Here is a 14,662-nt window from a genome sequence, read left to right on the forward strand (position 1 = left end):
CCATACTGGCCGGCATGAGCCAGAGCACCCGCTTCCAGACCTTCGACGATCCGAGCCACCGCAAGGGCCCTGAGCGGGTCGCAGCGCTCCGCGCCGCCCTGCGCGAGGCGGGGGTCGACGGCTTCGTGGTGCCCCGCGCCGATGAGCACCAGTCCGAATACGTGCCCGCCAATGCCGAGCGCCTCGCCTGGCTGACCGGCTTCACCGGATCGGCCGGCACCGCGATCGTGCTGACGGACCGCGCCGCCCTGGTGGTCGACGGACGCTACACCCTGCAGGCCCCCGAGCAGGTCGATACCGCCGTCTTCACCGTGGTGCCCCTGGCACAGACGAGCGCGGAGGCCTGGGTCTCCGAGAACCTGAAGGCGGATGCGGTGCTCGGCTACGATCCCTGGCTGCACACGCCGGAGGGCGTGGCGCGGCTGGAGCGCGCCGCGCAGAAGGCAGGCGCGTCCCTGCGCGCGCTGCCCGCCAATCCCGTGGACGCCGCCTGGGCCGGTCGGCCGAAGCCGCCGGCCGGGCCGGTCGAGGTCCATGCCCTGGAATTCGCCGGGGAGACGGCCGCCGACAAGCTCGCCCGCATCCGGACCGCATTGGAGACCGCGCGCTGCGACGCGCTGGTGATCTCGGACCCCCACAACCTGGCCTGGACCTTCAACCTGCGCGGCGCCGATATCGGCCACACGCCGCTCGCCCTCGGCTACGCGCTGGTGCCGCGCGAGGGCGTGGCGCGTCTCTTCCTCGGCTCGCCGTCCGTGCCGGCGGAGGTTTCGGAGGCGCTGGCCGGCCTCGCCGAGATCGCGCCGCGGGCGGGCTTCGAGGACGCGCTGCAGGGCCTGTCGGGCACGCGCGTGCGCCTCGACGGCGCGACGGCGGCGGAGGCGCTGAAGAGCCGGATCGAGGCGGCCGGCGGCACGGCCGATGTCGGGCGCGATCCCGTCACGGCGATGAAGGCCGTGAAGAACGCGGTCGAGATCGCTGGCAGCCGGGCGGCGCACCGGCGCGACGGCGCCGCTTTCGTGCGCTTCCTCGCTTGGCTCGATGGACGGGCGGCGGAAGGCCTCACCGAGATCGCGGCGGTGGAGGCGCTGGAGGGCTTCCGGGCCGCGGGTGGAGAGCTGCGCGACATCTCCTTCCCGACCATCTCCGGGTCCGGGCCGAACGGCGCCATCGTCCATTACAGGGTGACGCGGGCGAGCGACCGCGCCGTCCGGCCGGGCGAGCTGTTCCTGATCGACTCGGGCGCACAGTACCGCGACGGCACCACCGACATCACCCGCACCGTCGCGGTCGGCGAGCCGACGCCAGAGATGCGCGACCGCTTCACCCGGGTGCTCAAGGGCCATGTGGCGATTGCCCGCGCGGTCTTCCCCAAGGGGACGACCGGGGCTCAGATCGATTCTTTCGCGCGGCTCCCGCTCTGGCAGGCCGGGCTCGATTTCGACCACGGCACCGGCCACGGGGTCGGCAGCTTCCTCTCGGTGCACGAGGGCCCGCAGCGCATCGCCAAGACCGGCACGGTGGCGCTGGAACCGGGCATGATCCTCTCGAACGAGCCCGGCTACTACAAGACCGGAGCCTACGGCATCCGAATCGAGAACCTCGTCCTCGTCGAGCCGCGCGCCATCGACGGCGGTGAGCGGACGATGCTCGGCTTCGAGACCCTGACGCTGGCGCCGTACGACGCGCGGCTGATCGATGTGCGGCTGCTCGATCCGGCCGAGATCGCCTGGATCGACGCCTACCATGCCCGCGTGCGCGAGACCCTGAGCCCTGCGCTCGACACCGAGGCCAGCGCCTGGCTCGACCGGGCGACCGCCCCGCTCGCACCGACCGCCTGACGGATAGCCCGGGCGATTCCGCCGCGGCCGGCTTCCCACGAGGGCGGGCCCACGAATGTGCTATGGGAAGCGGCGATGCTGCGCTTCCTCGCCCTCCTGCTCCTCGCCCTCGGTCTCGGCCCCGCCGCCGCGCAATCCTTGCGCGCGCCGCCCGATCTGGTGAAGGCGAGCCTCGTCGCCGAGCCGGCGAGCGTCCAGGGCGCCGAGCCCTTCACCGTCGCCGTGCGCATGGTGATGAAGCCGGGCTGGCACGTCTACTGGCGCAATCCCGGCGATTCGGGCCTGCCGCCGGAGGTGACCTGGACCCTGCCCGCCGGCTTCTCGGCCGGCCCGCTGCGCTGGCCGGCGCCCGAGCGCATCCCGGTCGCGACCCTGATGAATTTCGGCTACGCGGGCGAGGCCGTGCTCCTGGCGCAGATCACGCCGCCGCCGAGCCTCGATCCGGCGGTGCCGGCGCGGCTCACGGCGAAGCTGAGTTATCTCGTCTGCGAGACGGAATGCGTGCCGGGCTCGGCGGAGCTCGCCCTGACCCTGCCCATCGGACCCGGCGGCGCCGACCCGCGGAACCGCGCCCTGTTCGAGCGGGCCCGGGCGGCGATTCCCATTGCCGCGCCCTGGCCCGCGCGCCTGTCGAGCGAGGGCGACGACCTCGTGCTCAACCTCGATGCCCCGGGCCTCAAGCCCGAGACCATCCGCGCGGCGGCCTTCTTCCCCTATTCGGAGACCGCGATCGAGAACGCGGCGGAGCAGGTCCTGCGCATCGACGGCGTCGGGCTGCACCTCGCGCTCCGGCGCGCGAGCCCGAAGGAGCCCGCGCCTAGGAGCCTGCCCGGCGTCCTGACCATCAGCGAGGAGACCGGATCCGGCACGGTGCGGCAGGCCTTCGCCATCGGCGACGAGACGGCGCCGCCGGCGGCGGGCCAGATCCCCGCGACGGAGCCGACGCCCGCCGCCGCCGCACCCGGCGACACGCCGACGCTCCTCGGCGCAGCCTTCCTGGCGCTGCTGGGCGGCCTCGTGCTGAACCTGATGCCCTGCGTCTTCCCGGTCCTGTCGATCAAGGTGCTGGGGCTGGTGCGCCATTCCGGCGAGAGCGGGGCCCGCGTGCGCATGCACGGCCTCGCCTACACCGCGGGCGTGCTGGCGAGCTTCCTGGCGCTCGCCGGGCTGCTGATCGCCCTGAAAAGCGGCGGGGCCGGGCTCGGCTGGGGTTTCCAGCTCCAGTCGCCGCTGGTGGTGGCGGGCCTCGCCTACCTGCTCTTCGCCATGGGCCTCAGCCTGTCCGGCGCCGTCCATCTCGGCGGGCGCCTCGCCGGGATCGGCGACGGGCTGACCCGGCGGGCCGGCCTGGAGGGCTCCTTCTTCACCGGCGTGCTGGCCACCGTGGTGGCGACGCCCTGCACCGCGCCCTTCATGGGCACCGCGATCGGCTTCGCCCTGACCCAGTCGGTGCCAGCGGCACTCGCCATCTTCGCGAGCCTCGGCCTCGGCCTCGCCCTGCCGTTCCTCGCCCTCACCCTGTGGCCGGGGGCGCTGCGCCTGCTGCCGCGCCCGGGCGCCTGGATGGAGGTGCTGAAACAGGCGCTCGCCTTCCCGGTCTATGCCACCGTGGCCTGGCTCGTCTGGGTGCTGGCGCAGCAGGTCGGGCCGCAGGGCCTCCTCGCCGCCCTGCTCGGCCTCGTCCTGATCGGCTTCGCCGCCTGGGCCTGGGAGCGCGGCCGGGCCGGCACCCGACTCGGCGCGCAGGTGGCGCAGGGCCTCGCGGTGCTCGCCGTGATCGCGGCGGCCGCGATCGGCTTCACCCTGGAGCGCGACCGCGCGACGCCGGGCGCCCAGGCCCTGGCCGAGGGCATCGAGCCCTTCGCGCAGGCCCGCCTCGACGGGCTGCTCGCCGCGGGCAAGCCAGTCTTCATCAACATGACGGCGGCGTGGTGCATCACCTGTCAGGTCAACGAGCGCGCGGTGCTGGCGACGGAGCCGGTGCGCGCGGCCATGCGGGCGCACGGCGTCACCTATCTCAAGGGGGACTGGACCAACCAGAACCCGGAGATCACCCGCCTCCTCGAGCGCCACGGCCGCGGCGGCGTCCCGCTCTACCTGCTCTACGCCGGCAGCGAGCCGAAGGTGCTGCCGCAGATCCTGACCACGGGCGCGATGCTCGACGCCCTGGCCGGTGTCGGGCCCGGCAAGAGCGCGGCCCTGGAGACGGCCACACGCCCGTAGCGGGATCGCAAAGGGGTTCAACCCCTTTGGCGGGGTGCCGGGGCAGCGCCCCGGCCCTTCCAGGGCTTTGCCCTGGACCCACGAAAGGGATGATCCCTTTCGAAAAACCCGGACCTAATCGCACCGCCGGCCGCCGCCGCCCTTGTAGCGCGGCTTCTGGCCACCCAGCCCTTGCGTCGAGCGCGGCTTCGGCCGCTCCTGCCAGACGGGGGCGCCGACCGGCAGCTCACGGTCGGTGCCCGGTCCCATATTGTCGAGGTCGGGCTTGGCGATGCGGCTGCCGCCTGCCGGACGGGGGGCCTTGCGGCCATACTTGCCGGCCTCGCGCTCGATCTCGCCCTGGCGCGCCATCGGGTCGTCGGAAACCAGGAGCTCGGTGGCCTGGAGACGCTTCAGCTCGTCGCGCAGGCGGGCAGCCTCCTCGAAGTCGAGATCGGCGGCGGCCGCGCGCATGCGCTTCTCAAGATCCGCCATCACCGCCTTGAGATTGTGGCCGACGGTGATCGCGTCCTTGGCGAGGCCGGTATCCACCTGGACGTGGTCACGCTCGAACACGCTGTTGAGGATGTCGGCGATGCCGCGCTTCACGCTCTGCGGCGTGATGCCGTGCTCGGCATTGTAGGCAAGCTGCTTCTGACGCCTGCGCTCGGTCTCGGCCATGGCCCGCTCCATCGAGCCGGTGACCGAGTCGGCATAGAGGATGCAGCGCGCCTCGGCGTTGCGGGCGGCGCGGCCGATGGTCTGGACCAGCGAGGTCTCCGAGCGGAGGAAGCCTTCCTTGTCGGCGTCGAGGATCGCGACCAGGGCGCATTCCGGAATGTCGAGGCCCTCGCGCAGCAGGTTGATGCCGATCAGCACGTCGAAGGCGCCGAGCCGGAGGTCGCGGATGATCTCGATGCGCTCCAGCGTGTCGATATCCGAGTGCATGTAGCGCACCCGCACCCCGTTCTCGTGGAGGTATTCGGTGAGGTCCTCGGCCATGCGCTTGGTGAGCGTCGTCACCAGCGTGCGGTAGCCGGCCTGCGCCACATCCCGAACCTCGCCGAGCAGGTCGTCGACCTGGGAGCGAGCCGGGCGCACCTCGATCACCGGATCGACGAGGCCGGTCGGCCGGATGACCTGCTCTGCGAAGACGCCGCCGGTCTGCTCCATCTCCCACTTGCCCGGCGTCGCCGAGACATGGACCGACTGCGGCCGCATCGCGTCCCATTCCTCGAAGCGGAGCGGGCGGTTATCGAGGCAGGAGGGCAGGCGGAAGCCGTACTCGGCGAGCGTGGCCTTCCGGCGGAAGTCGCCCCGATACATGCCGCCGATCTGCGGCACGGTGACGTGGCTCTCGTCGGTGAAGACGAGGGCGTTGTCGGGCAGGTACTCGAACAGGGTCGGCGGCGGTTCGCCGGGCTTCCGGCCCGTGAGATAGCGCGAGTAGTTCTCGATGCCGTTGCAGGAGCCGGTCGCCTCGATCATCTCGATGTCGAAGGTGCAGCGCTGGTCGATGCGCTGCGCCTCGATCAGGCGGCCCATCTTGGTCAGCTCCTCGATGCGGCCCTTCAGCTCCGTCTTGATGCCCTTGATCGCCTGCTGCAGCGTCGGGCGCGGCGTGACGTAGTGGGAGTTGGCATAGACCTTCACGAATTTCAGCTCGGAGATGGTCTTGCCGGTGAGGGGATCGAACTCGACGATCTTCTCGACCTCGTCGCCGAACAGGCCGATGCGCCAGCCGCGATCCTCCAAGTGGGCCGGCCAGAGCTCGATCGTGTCGCCGCGTACCCGGAAGGTGCCGCGGGCGAAGTCGGACTGGATGCGCTTGTACTGGAGCGCCACGAGGTCGGCGATGAGCTGACGCTGTTCGATGCGTTCGCCGAGCGACACCGTGAAGGACATCGCCGTGTAGGTCTCGACCGAGCCGATACCGTAGATGCACGACACGGAGGCCACGATGATCACGTCGTCGCGCTCGAGCAGGGCGCGCGTCGCAGCATGGCGCATGCGGTCGATCTGCTCGTTGATCGAACTTTCCTTCTCGATGAAGGTGTCCGAGCGCGGCACATAGGCCTCGGGCTGGTAATAATCGTAGTAGGAGACGAAATACTCGACCGCGTTTTCGGGAAAGAACGATTTGAACTCGCCGTAGAGCTGCGCGGCCAGCGTCTTGTTCGGCGCGAGGATCAGGGCCGGGCGCTGCGTCTCCTCGATGATCTTGGCCATCGTGAAGGTCTTACCCGAGCCGGTGACGCCGAGGAGCACCTGGTCGCGCTCCCGCCCCTGCACGCCCTTCACCAGCTCGGCGATGGCGGTGGGCTGATCGCCGGCGGGCTCGAAGTCCGATTTCATCACGAAGCGGACGCCGCCCTCGCTCTTCTGCGGACGCTCCGGCCGGTGCGGCACCCAGGCCTGGCCATCCTTGAACAGCGGGTTGCCCTCGGTGAGCAGGCGCTCCAGCGCGGTCACCGTGGCCGAGGCGCCCCCAGGCGGGTCGAGCGGGGCGGTGTCGGGAGCGCCCTCAGGAGCAGGCCCGTCCTCGGGCGGGGTCATTCCCAGCGCCTGGGCAAGGCGCGGATCGACCTCGGCGCCCGGCGCTACCGTGAAGCCGGCCTGCGGCGCCTCGCCGAACCCCGGCGCCGCTGAAGCCTTGCCCTTGCGCCCGCGCTTGGCCGGAGCCGCCGGCTCGGGCAGGCGGTTGCGGTTGAGCGCCGGGTTGAGCAGCTCCGCCAGGAACGGGTCGAGGGGCTGAAGCTCCGGTTTGTCGGCCTTCGCGCCGGTCTTGGCCGGATTCGCCGCGGCGCGGCTGAGCTTACGGGGTGTCGCCATAGCGGGAATATGGCCCCTGCACCCGTCCGGCGGAAGCCTGCGAGCCCGTCCGCGACGCCGCATTCGCAGTCCCGCCGGATCCCGTCGACGAAGGTGTCTCGCCAAGGCCGCGCTGAAACTTGCGCGCCGGATCATGGGTTCGCTTGACGGGGGGCGGTGCCGCACGGCGCCGCTAGCGGGAAAGGATGCGCGGGTGTCAGGCGACGAAGGCAGGGTCGATCCCTGGGGCAGGGAGCCCGAGGATGTCGAGCAGGGCGCCGCGGAGGTACCTCCGCCCCGGACCGGGCCTGCGGCGGAGAGCCGCCAGGACGGCGACGAGATCACCTTCGAGCGGATTCGCGAGCGCGCCTACGACCTGTGGGAGCGCAACCACCGCCCGGAGGGCCTGGAGATCCAGTTCTGGCTGGTCGCCGAGCGCGAGTTGAGGTCCGAGCACGAGCGGCGTCTGGCGGAACAGGAGAAGCAGCCGGGCAAGGATCTGGGAACCCGAACCCTATCCAACACAGGTTAAAGTCAAAGCATGGCCGTAGATGAATCGGCTCGCCGCATCCCGCTCAAGCAGCAACTTTTCTCAGGAACCTTTGGCAATTGAGACAAGTTTGTCGGGCGAGAAATTATTGGAGGAGACACCCATGCGGATGACCGGTTTCACCAGCGCGATCGCGATCCTGGCTTTGACTGCGGGCACGGCGCTCGCGGCCCCCTGCAATACCGGCTCGACCAAGGGCAAGATGCCCGACCAGACCATGAACGAGAAGAGCTCGGACATGGATAAGGGCAGCAAGAACCTCGCCGGCGGCCAGCAGCCGGCCTCGCCGGGCACCGTCGGCGCCATGAACAACGCGGGTGCCAACCAGGGCCTCGGCGAAAAGGCCGGCGCCAACGACACCAGCAAGAACATGGCCGGTGGCAACCAGCCCTCCTCGCCGGGCACTGTCGGTGCCATGAACAATGCGGGGACGGATCAGAAGCTCGCCAAGGGCGACAACGACTGCTGATCGACCAACCCGCACTGCCTTTCGTGACGGCCAGCGGCACCCCGCCGCTGGCCGTTTAGCGTTCATGGATCTGGAGGAGCATGTCGGCGCTGGTGTCGGCATGACTCTCACGGTCGGGGTGGTCGACGAAGCGTTGGTGTTTCGGAGCCAATGCGACTTCGTCGATTGTCTCGGCTGCCGCCTGCATCGGCCTGAACGGCTCACGCCCGGTGCGCTGACCGTCACGCACGCCGATGCTGGCGGAAGAGCGACGGCAGGCGCCGTCCGCTTCATCCGCGACATCGTACACCCGTGGGTCGGGCCGCTGATCCGGCAGGAGGCGGTCGTCCAAGATGCCGAGCCGGCCGCGCCGAGAGCGCCATGCTGGTCCTCGGCGGCTATGGCGGGTTCGGTGCCGGCCTGCGGGGCTGCACAGGTTGAGGACGGTGCCTTCCGAAGCGGGTTCGTCAGCAGCGTTGGTCTCCGATCTTCGGGGCCCGGGACAACGGGAACGGTTCACTACGCGACGTGCTGGAAGCTGTCGGGTCCGGCGATTGGCGCGCTTGCAGCGTGCTGTTTGAGGGGTCGATTCCCGGAGAGGCGACGCAGCAGCACGTAGAAGACCGGTGTCAGGAACAGGCCGAAGGCGGTCACGCCGATCATGCCGGAGAACACCGCCACGCCCATGGCGCTGCGCATCTCGGCCCCGGCTCCGGTGGCGGTGACCAGAGGCAGCACGCCCATGATGAAGGCCATCGAGGTCATCAGGATCGGACGCAGGCGCAGGCGGCTCGCCTCGATCGCCGCCTGGACCGGGGAGCGGCCGGCGAATTCCAGCTCGCGGGCGAATTCCACGATCAGGATGGCGTTCTTGGCCGAGAGACCGACCAGCACGATGAGGCCGATCTGCGTGAAGACGTTGTTGTCGCCCGCCGACAGCCAGACCCCGAACATCGCCGCGAGCAGCCCCATCGGCACGATGAGAAGGATCGCGAGCGGCAGGGCGAGGCTCTCGTACTGCGCGGCGAGCACGAGGAAGACGAGGAGCAGCGCCAGCGGGAAGACCCACACGCCGGAATTACCCGCGATGAACTCCTGGTAGGTCAGGTCGGTCCACTCGAAGGCGAAGCCGCGCGGCAGCGTCTCGGCGGCGATGCGCGCTGCCGCCGCTTGCGCTTGGCCCGACGAGTAGCCGGGCGCGGCGCCCGCGTTGATGTCAGCGGAGAGAAAGCCGTTGTAGCGCATGGCTCGCTCCGGGCCCGCGGTCTGGCGCACCTGCAGCAGGGCCGAGAGCGGCACCATCTCGCCGGATCCCGCCCGGACCTTCAGCAGACCGACATCGTCTTGGCGGGCGCGGAAGGGCGCGTCGGCCTGGACGCGCACCGAGTAGGTGCGGCCGAACCGGTTGAAGTCGTTGACGTAGAGCGAGCCCAGATAGATCTGCAGCGTGTCGAATACGTCGGTAACGGGAATGCGGAGCTGGCGCGCTTTGGTCCGGTCGATATCGGCGAAGAGCTGGGGCACGTTCATCTGGAAGCTTGAGAACAGCCCCACCAGCTCCGGTGCCTGCGCGGCCTTGGCCATGAAGGCCTTCGTCGCCTCGTTCAGCGCCTCGTAGCCGAGGCCGGCGCGATCCTCGATCTGGAGCTTGAAGCCGCCGATGGTGCCGAGCCCATTGACGGGCGGCGGGGGGAACATCGCGATGAAGGCCTCGGGGATCGCGGCGTACTTCTTGTTCAGTGACATGGCGATCGCGGCACCGTTCAACGACGGGCCCTTTCGCTCCTCGAAGGGCTTCAGTGTCGAGAACACGATCCCCGAATTCGATGAGTTGGTGAAGCCGTTGATCGACAGCCCCGGGAAGGCGACCGCGCTCTCGACGCCCGGCTCCTTCAAAGCGATCTCGCTCATCTGGCGGATGACTGCCTCGGTCCGGTCGAGTGTGGCGCCGTCGGGCAGTTGCGCGAAGCCGACGAGGTACTGCTTGTCCTGGCCCGGCACGAAGCCGCCAGGGATTTGGCGGAACAGCACGACGGTCACGCCAACGAGCACCAGGTAGAGCACCATCATCGCGCCCTTGCGTGAGATGACGCCGCGGACGCCGCGCCCATAGCCGTCGGAGGCCCGCCCGAAGGCGCGATTGAAACGGCGGAAGAACCAGCCGAGCAGCATGTCGAGCCCGCGGGTCAGTCGATCCTTCGGGGCGTGGTGGTCCTTCAGCAGGAGCGCCGAGAGAGCGGGCGAAAGGGTGAGCGAGTTGATCGCCGAGATCACCGTCGAGATCGCGATGGTGAGCGCGAACTGCTTGTAGAACTGACCCGTGAGGCCGCTGATGAAGGCCAACGGCACGAACACCGCCACCAGCACGAGAGCAATGGCGATGATCGGCCCCGAGACCTCGCGCATGGCCTGATAGCTGGCGTCGCGGGGCGACAGCCCCGCCTCGATGTTGCGCTCGACGTTCTCGACCACGACGATGGCATCGTCGACGACGATGCCGATGGCGAGCACGAGACCGAACAGGCTCAGGGCGTTGATCGAGAAGCCGAAGGCATGCATCACCGCGAAGGTGCCGACGATGGAGACCGGCACCGCCAGGAGAGGGATGATCGAGGCCCGCCACGTCTGCAGGAACAGGATCACCACTAGGACGACGAGGGCGATCGCCTCGAGCAGCGTGTGGATCACCGCCTCGATCGAGGCGCGCACGAATTGCGTCGGGTCGTAGACGATCTGGTAGTCGACGCCGTCCGGCATGGTCTTCCTGATCTCCGCCATGGTCCGGCGGACCTCGTCCGAGATCTGAATCGCGTTCGAGCCCGGCGACTGGGAGATCGGGATCGCCACCGCTGACTTGTTGTCGAGGAGCGAGCGCAGCGCGTAGTCCGAGGCGCCGAGTTCGATCCGGGCGATGTCGCGCAGCCGTGTGATCTCGCCGCTCTCCCCGGTCTTCACGACGATGTCGCCGAACTGCTCCTCGCTGGTGAGGCGCCCCTCGGCGTTCAGCGAGAGCTGCAGGTCGAGCCCGGGCACGGCCGGCGACGCGCCGATGACGCCCGCGGCCGCCTCCACATTCTGCGCCTGGATCTCGCGCACCACGTCGCCCGCCGACAGGCCGTGCTCGGCGACCTTCTGCGGATCGAGCCAGATCCGCATCGCGTAGTCGCCGGAGCCGAACAACTGCACCTGGCCGACGCCGTCGAGGCGGGCGAGGCGGTCCTTGATGTTCAGCACCGCGTAGTTGCGCAGATAGGTCATGTCGTAGCGCCCGTTGGGCGAGACCAAGTGCACGACCATGGTGAGGTCCGGCGAGGACTTCACCGTGACGATGCCGAGCTGGCGCACGATGGCCGGCAGGCGCGGCTCGGCCTGCGAGACGCGGTTCTGAACGAGCTGCTGCGCCTTGTCCGGGTCGGTGCCGAGGCGGAAGGTGACGGTGAGCGTCATGATGCCGTCGGTCGTCGCCTGGCTCGACATGTAGAGCATGCCTTCGACGCCGTTGATCTGCTCCTCGATCGGCGTCGCCACGGTCTCGACGATGACCTTGGGGTTGGCGCCGGGGAAGGTCGCACGCACCACTACCGAGGGCGGCACCACGTCCGGATATTCGGAGATCGGCATCGCGAAGAGCGAGATCAGGCCACCGATGAAGATGAGCACCGAGAGCACGCCCGCGAAGATCGGGCGATCGATGAAGAATTTGGACAGGTTCATGTCGCCCTCCGGGATCGGGGCATCAGGCGCGAGTCGACGGGGCGGCCGCCGCGGGGGCGGTCGCGCGCGTCAGGTCGAGGGCAGGGGAGGATGGAGGCTGCCGGACGTCAGCGCTGGGCGAGCTTGCCCGTCCCGGCGGCGGGCGGTCGCTCACCCATCGTCACGGGCTCGGGGCGCAGGAGCGTTCCGGGACGGATGCGCTGCAATCCGTTGACGACGATGCGCTCGCCGCCGGAGAGGCCTGAGGTCACCACGCGCAGTCCGTCGACCGCCCGGCCGAGGGTGACGGCGCGGAACTCGGCGCGGTCGTCCGCGCCCACCACGAGCACGAACTTCTTGTCCTGATCGGTGCCGACGGCCCGCTCGTCGACAAGGAGCAGCCGCTCGGGCGCGGACCGGCCGAGCCGCATCCGCGCGAACTGACCGGGGATGAGACGGCCGTCGCCGTTGGCGAAGGTGGCCCGCACCCGGACCGTGCCGCTTCGGGCATCGACCTTGTTGTCGATGAATTGGAGATGCCCCCGGGCGGGCGTCCCCTCAAGCGTCACCATCTCGACGGGAATGCGGTCGAGCTTGTCCCGTCCGCCTGCGGATCCGGCGATCGAGGCCAATGCCTTCAGGACGACGCCCTCGTCGGCGTCGAAGCTCGCATAGACCGGATCGACCGAGACGAGGGTGGTCAGCACCGCGGCCCCCGCGCCGGTCGCCACGAGATTACCCGGGGTGATCTCCCGGCGTCCGACCCGCCCGCCCACAGCCGCGCGCACCTCGGTGTAGCTCAGGTTCAGGCGCGCGGCCTCCAGCGCCGCCTTCGCGCCATCGAGGCTCGCCCGCGCCTCCTTGAAGGCGTTGGCGCGCACGTCGAGATCGCGCGCCGTGACGATCTGCTGGTCGGAGAGCCTGCGCCCGCGCTCCAGATCGCTCGCGGTCAGTCCGACGCGCGCCTCGGCGCCCGCCATCTGGGCCTCCAGGCGCTGGACCTCGGCGGCGTAGGGCGCCGGATCGATGGTGACGAGAAGGTCGCCGGCCTTGACCAGCGCACCCTCGACGAAGTGGGTGGCCTGGATCGCTCCGCCGACGCGGGCCCGCACGTCGACGCGGTCGACGGCCTCCAGACGGCCTGAGAATTCGTCCCAGAGAACGATGTCGCGCGGCTCGACGGTGGCGACCTGGGCCGGCACGGCCTGCTCGGGCAGGGGGGTTGCAGCAATGGCGGCGTTCCCCCGGACCAAGGGGCCGGACGCGAGCTGATAGGAGGCGCCCGCGAGTAGCGCGAGGGCGAGGCCGATCCCGGCGCTGCGGCGGACGACGAGACGGCCAAGGGAAACGTTGCGATGAGGGCCCACGACCGACTCCAACATCTGTAGGGTTCGCTACACATGTCGATGTGGACGCGGCGCGTCAAGAGACTTATCTACCACTCGATACAAAAGTTGGAGCCCGCAGACAATGGCGATGGGGCGGCCCCGGTCGTTCGACACGGACAAGGCGCTCGACGAGGCAATGGAGGTGTTCTGGCGCCACGGCTACGATGGCGCGAGCCTGGCGATGCTGACCAAGGCGATGGGCATCAAACCGCCGAGCCTCTACGCAGCCTTCGGCAGCAAGGAGGGCCTGCTCAAGGCGGCCCTCGACCGCTACGCGCAGCGCCGCTCCGAGCACATGCGCTACGTGCTCGCCGGAGCGACCGCGCGCGAGGTGGCGGAACGCTTCCTGAGCAGCATCGCCGAGAGCCACACGGATCCGGCCAACCCGCCCGGCTGCCTGCTGGTCCAGGGCGGGCTCGCCTGCGGCGAGGGCTCGGAGAACATCCCGTTCGAGCTGGCCTCGCGGCGCGCCTTGACCGAGGTGGAGCTTCGCGAGCGCTTCGATCAGGCGAAACAGGACGGCGACCTCGGGGGGGACGCCGACCCGGCGGCGCTGGCCCGGTTCCTGTCCACGGTCGCCTCCGGCATGGGCGTCCTGGCTTCCTCCGGCGCCGACCGAGACGCGTTGCGTGAGGTTGCGCGGGTCTCACTGAGCGCCTTCCCAGCGACATGATGAGATGAGGCGCGCCCTGCTCCGGCGGTCGGCCTGTTCGACCGCGGCCGGCAATGGGTGGTTGCGAGGGCCGATCGCGGTGGAGCCATCCGTCGTCAAGATGCGGACACTACCCGATGTCCCGTCATGCTCGGACGGTCTTCGGCATCCATCCGCCATCAGGATCCAGGATGCCCGAAAATCTGCGCTCAGCGTGGACCGGTTTGGCGGGTCAGGGTCAGTAGTGCGGCTGCCGACAACCGAACCGGTTCATGCGGTCAGACACCGGCGCAGGCGGCACAAGCTGGTATGGCCCCTCAGCAGCACGCAGGCCTGCGCCATCCATGCGGATGCAGAGCACGATGCAAATTCAATCAATCGCGAAAGAGGCCCCGCCCTTGCGACTTGTAAAAATTTGATGATGTCAATTAATCTGGCCCTGTATCATTTGCACAAACCATTGTGAAGCAGAGCGCATCACCAACCTTTGCTATTCTTACTCGGATCTCATCGCGAGAACGACGGCTCGGAGGTGACCATCTCCCGACTGTCTGCGTGTCCTTTGGCCAGATGTTTGGGGCCATGTGAGCGTCGTCACATTGTCGAAGTCCGGAACAGGCTGAACTTCCTGCTTGGCGGCTTTGGCTCGCTTCCTTGCTGCGGCGCCGATCCAGCGCACGATCAAAGCCCGCCTTGCGTCAGAAGCAGAAGGAGCATTCTTGAGGATGATGCTGCGCCGGACCGAATAAGTGGCGTGATGACGACCTCGAGCCGGATTGACCATGCCTTCCCCCTGGATTAACGGTATATATTATCTTTCGCTCGACCAATATGCTGTCGGATGCGAACGTTATTTGAAACATCAGAGGCGATCTTTTCGCCCGAGCAGGCGAACGGGATCGGTGGATGGTGCTTTACGCGATCCCGGAGGCAGCGTGGACCAGTCCAGATGGACTGGTCCCGAGCCGAAACGGCGCCGCGAGCGCTCTCTGCCGACGTGGATGCCGGTTCGGCCAAAGAGAGCGCGTTGAAACACGGGCCTAAAGCCGTTCCCGTTCTCAACGCGATCGGGAGATC

At 69.1% G+C, this 14,662-nt stretch carries 9 protein-coding genes; 6 read left to right on the plus strand and 3 right to left on the minus strand.

The genetic code is table 11. The features are described 5' to 3' along the window. Positions 1-14: 14 nt before the first annotated feature. On the plus strand, positions 15-1,841 hold the full coding sequence (locus MET9862_RS09780; RefSeq protein ID WP_142582815.1) for an aminopeptidase P family protein: 1,827 nt from the start codon (positions 15-17) through the stop codon (positions 1,839-1,841). Between the two features lie 75 nt (positions 1,842-1,916). Beyond that, positions 1,917-4,064 (plus strand): protein-disulfide reductase DsbD family protein, encoded by a 2,148-nt coding sequence (locus tag MET9862_RS09785; RefSeq protein ID WP_142582816.1) that lies wholly within the window; start codon positions 1,917-1,919, stop codon positions 4,062-4,064. A 114-nt stretch (positions 4,065-4,178) separates the two neighbouring features. Here the strand turns inward: MET9862_RS09785 and uvrB are convergent, their stop codons facing one another. Next, positions 4,179-6,875: an excinuclease ABC subunit UvrB gene (uvrB, locus tag MET9862_RS09790; RefSeq protein WP_142582817.1), complete on the minus strand. Its 2,697-nt coding sequence runs from the start codon at positions 6,873-6,875 to the stop codon at positions 4,179-4,181. A 193-nt stretch (positions 6,876-7,068) separates the two neighbouring features. On the opposite strand from uvrB, the gene MET9862_RS30575 reads away from it, so the two are divergent. From MET9862_RS30575 to MET9862_RS30015, 3 genes are all read left to right on the plus strand, one after another. Next, on the plus strand, positions 7,069-7,386 hold the full coding sequence (locus tag MET9862_RS30575; protein ID WP_306438899.1) for a DUF2934 domain-containing protein: 318 nt from the start codon (positions 7,069-7,071) through the stop codon (positions 7,384-7,386). A 121-nt stretch (positions 7,387-7,507) separates the two neighbouring features. Continuing rightward, positions 7,508-7,873: an exopolysaccharide production protein YjbE gene (locus MET9862_RS09800; RefSeq protein WP_142582846.1), complete on the plus strand. Its 366-nt coding sequence runs from the start codon at positions 7,508-7,510 to the stop codon at positions 7,871-7,873. Positions 7,874-7,973: 100 nt separating this feature from the next. Then, on the plus strand, positions 7,974-8,471 hold the full coding sequence (locus tag MET9862_RS30015) for a DUF4166 domain-containing protein (protein ID WP_244612648.1): 498 nt from the start codon (positions 7,974-7,976) through the stop codon (positions 8,469-8,471). Here MET9862_RS30015 and MET9862_RS09810 read toward each other — a convergent pair. Together MET9862_RS09810 and MET9862_RS09815 are read right to left on the minus strand one after the other, a co-directional pair. Beyond that, positions 8,372-11,566: an efflux RND transporter permease subunit gene (locus MET9862_RS09810; RefSeq protein ID WP_142582819.1), complete on the minus strand. Its 3,195-nt coding sequence runs from the start codon at positions 11,564-11,566 to the stop codon at positions 8,372-8,374. The genes MET9862_RS30015 and MET9862_RS09810 overlap by 100 nt on opposite strands. 107 nt (positions 11,567-11,673) lie before the next feature. Continuing rightward, on the minus strand, positions 11,674-12,927 hold the full coding sequence (locus MET9862_RS09815; protein ID WP_142582820.1) for an efflux RND transporter periplasmic adaptor subunit: 1,254 nt from the start codon (positions 12,925-12,927) through the stop codon (positions 11,674-11,676). A gap of 88 nt (positions 12,928-13,015) precedes the next feature. On the opposite strand from MET9862_RS09815, the gene MET9862_RS09820 reads away from it, so the two are divergent. Continuing rightward, positions 13,016-13,606, plus strand: coding sequence for a TetR/AcrR family transcriptional regulator (locus MET9862_RS09820; protein ID WP_142582821.1), 591 nt, complete (start codon positions 13,016-13,018; stop codon positions 13,604-13,606). Positions 13,607-14,662 lie beyond the last annotated feature (1,056 nt).

This window comes from Methylobacterium symbioticum, from assembly GCF_902141845.1.
GTDB lineage: Bacteria > Pseudomonadota > Alphaproteobacteria > Rhizobiales > Beijerinckiaceae > Methylobacterium > Methylobacterium symbioticum.

What these genes read in the sequence shown, in the direction of transcription:
- MET9862_RS09780 (WP_142582815.1), top strand. Translation starts at nt 15, where the DNA reads ATGAGCCAGAGCACCCGCTTCCAGACCTTCGACGATCCGAGCCACCGC.
- MET9862_RS09785 (WP_142582816.1), top strand. Translation starts at nt 1,917, where the DNA reads ATGCTGCGCTTCCTCGCCCTCCTGCTCCTCGCCCTCGGTCTCGGCCCC.
- uvrB (WP_142582817.1), bottom strand. Translation starts at nt 6,875, where the DNA reads ATGGCGACACCCCGTAAGCTCAGCCGCGCCGCGGCGAATCCGGCCAAG.
- MET9862_RS09800 (WP_142582846.1), top strand. Translation starts at nt 7,508, where the DNA reads ATGCGGATGACCGGTTTCACCAGCGCGATCGCGATCCTGGCTTTGACT.
- MET9862_RS30015 (WP_244612648.1), top strand. Translation starts at nt 7,974, where the DNA reads ATGACTCTCACGGTCGGGGTGGTCGACGAAGCGTTGGTGTTTCGGAGC.
- MET9862_RS09810 (WP_142582819.1), bottom strand. Translation starts at nt 11,566, where the DNA reads ATGAACCTGTCCAAATTCTTCATCGATCGCCCGATCTTCGCGGGCGTG.
- MET9862_RS09815 (WP_142582820.1), bottom strand. Translation starts at nt 12,927, where the DNA reads ATGTTGGAGTCGGTCGTGGGCCCTCATCGCAACGTTTCCCTTGGCCGT.
- MET9862_RS09820 (WP_142582821.1), top strand. Translation starts at nt 13,016, where the DNA reads ATGGCGATGGGGCGGCCCCGGTCGTTCGACACGGACAAGGCGCTCGAC.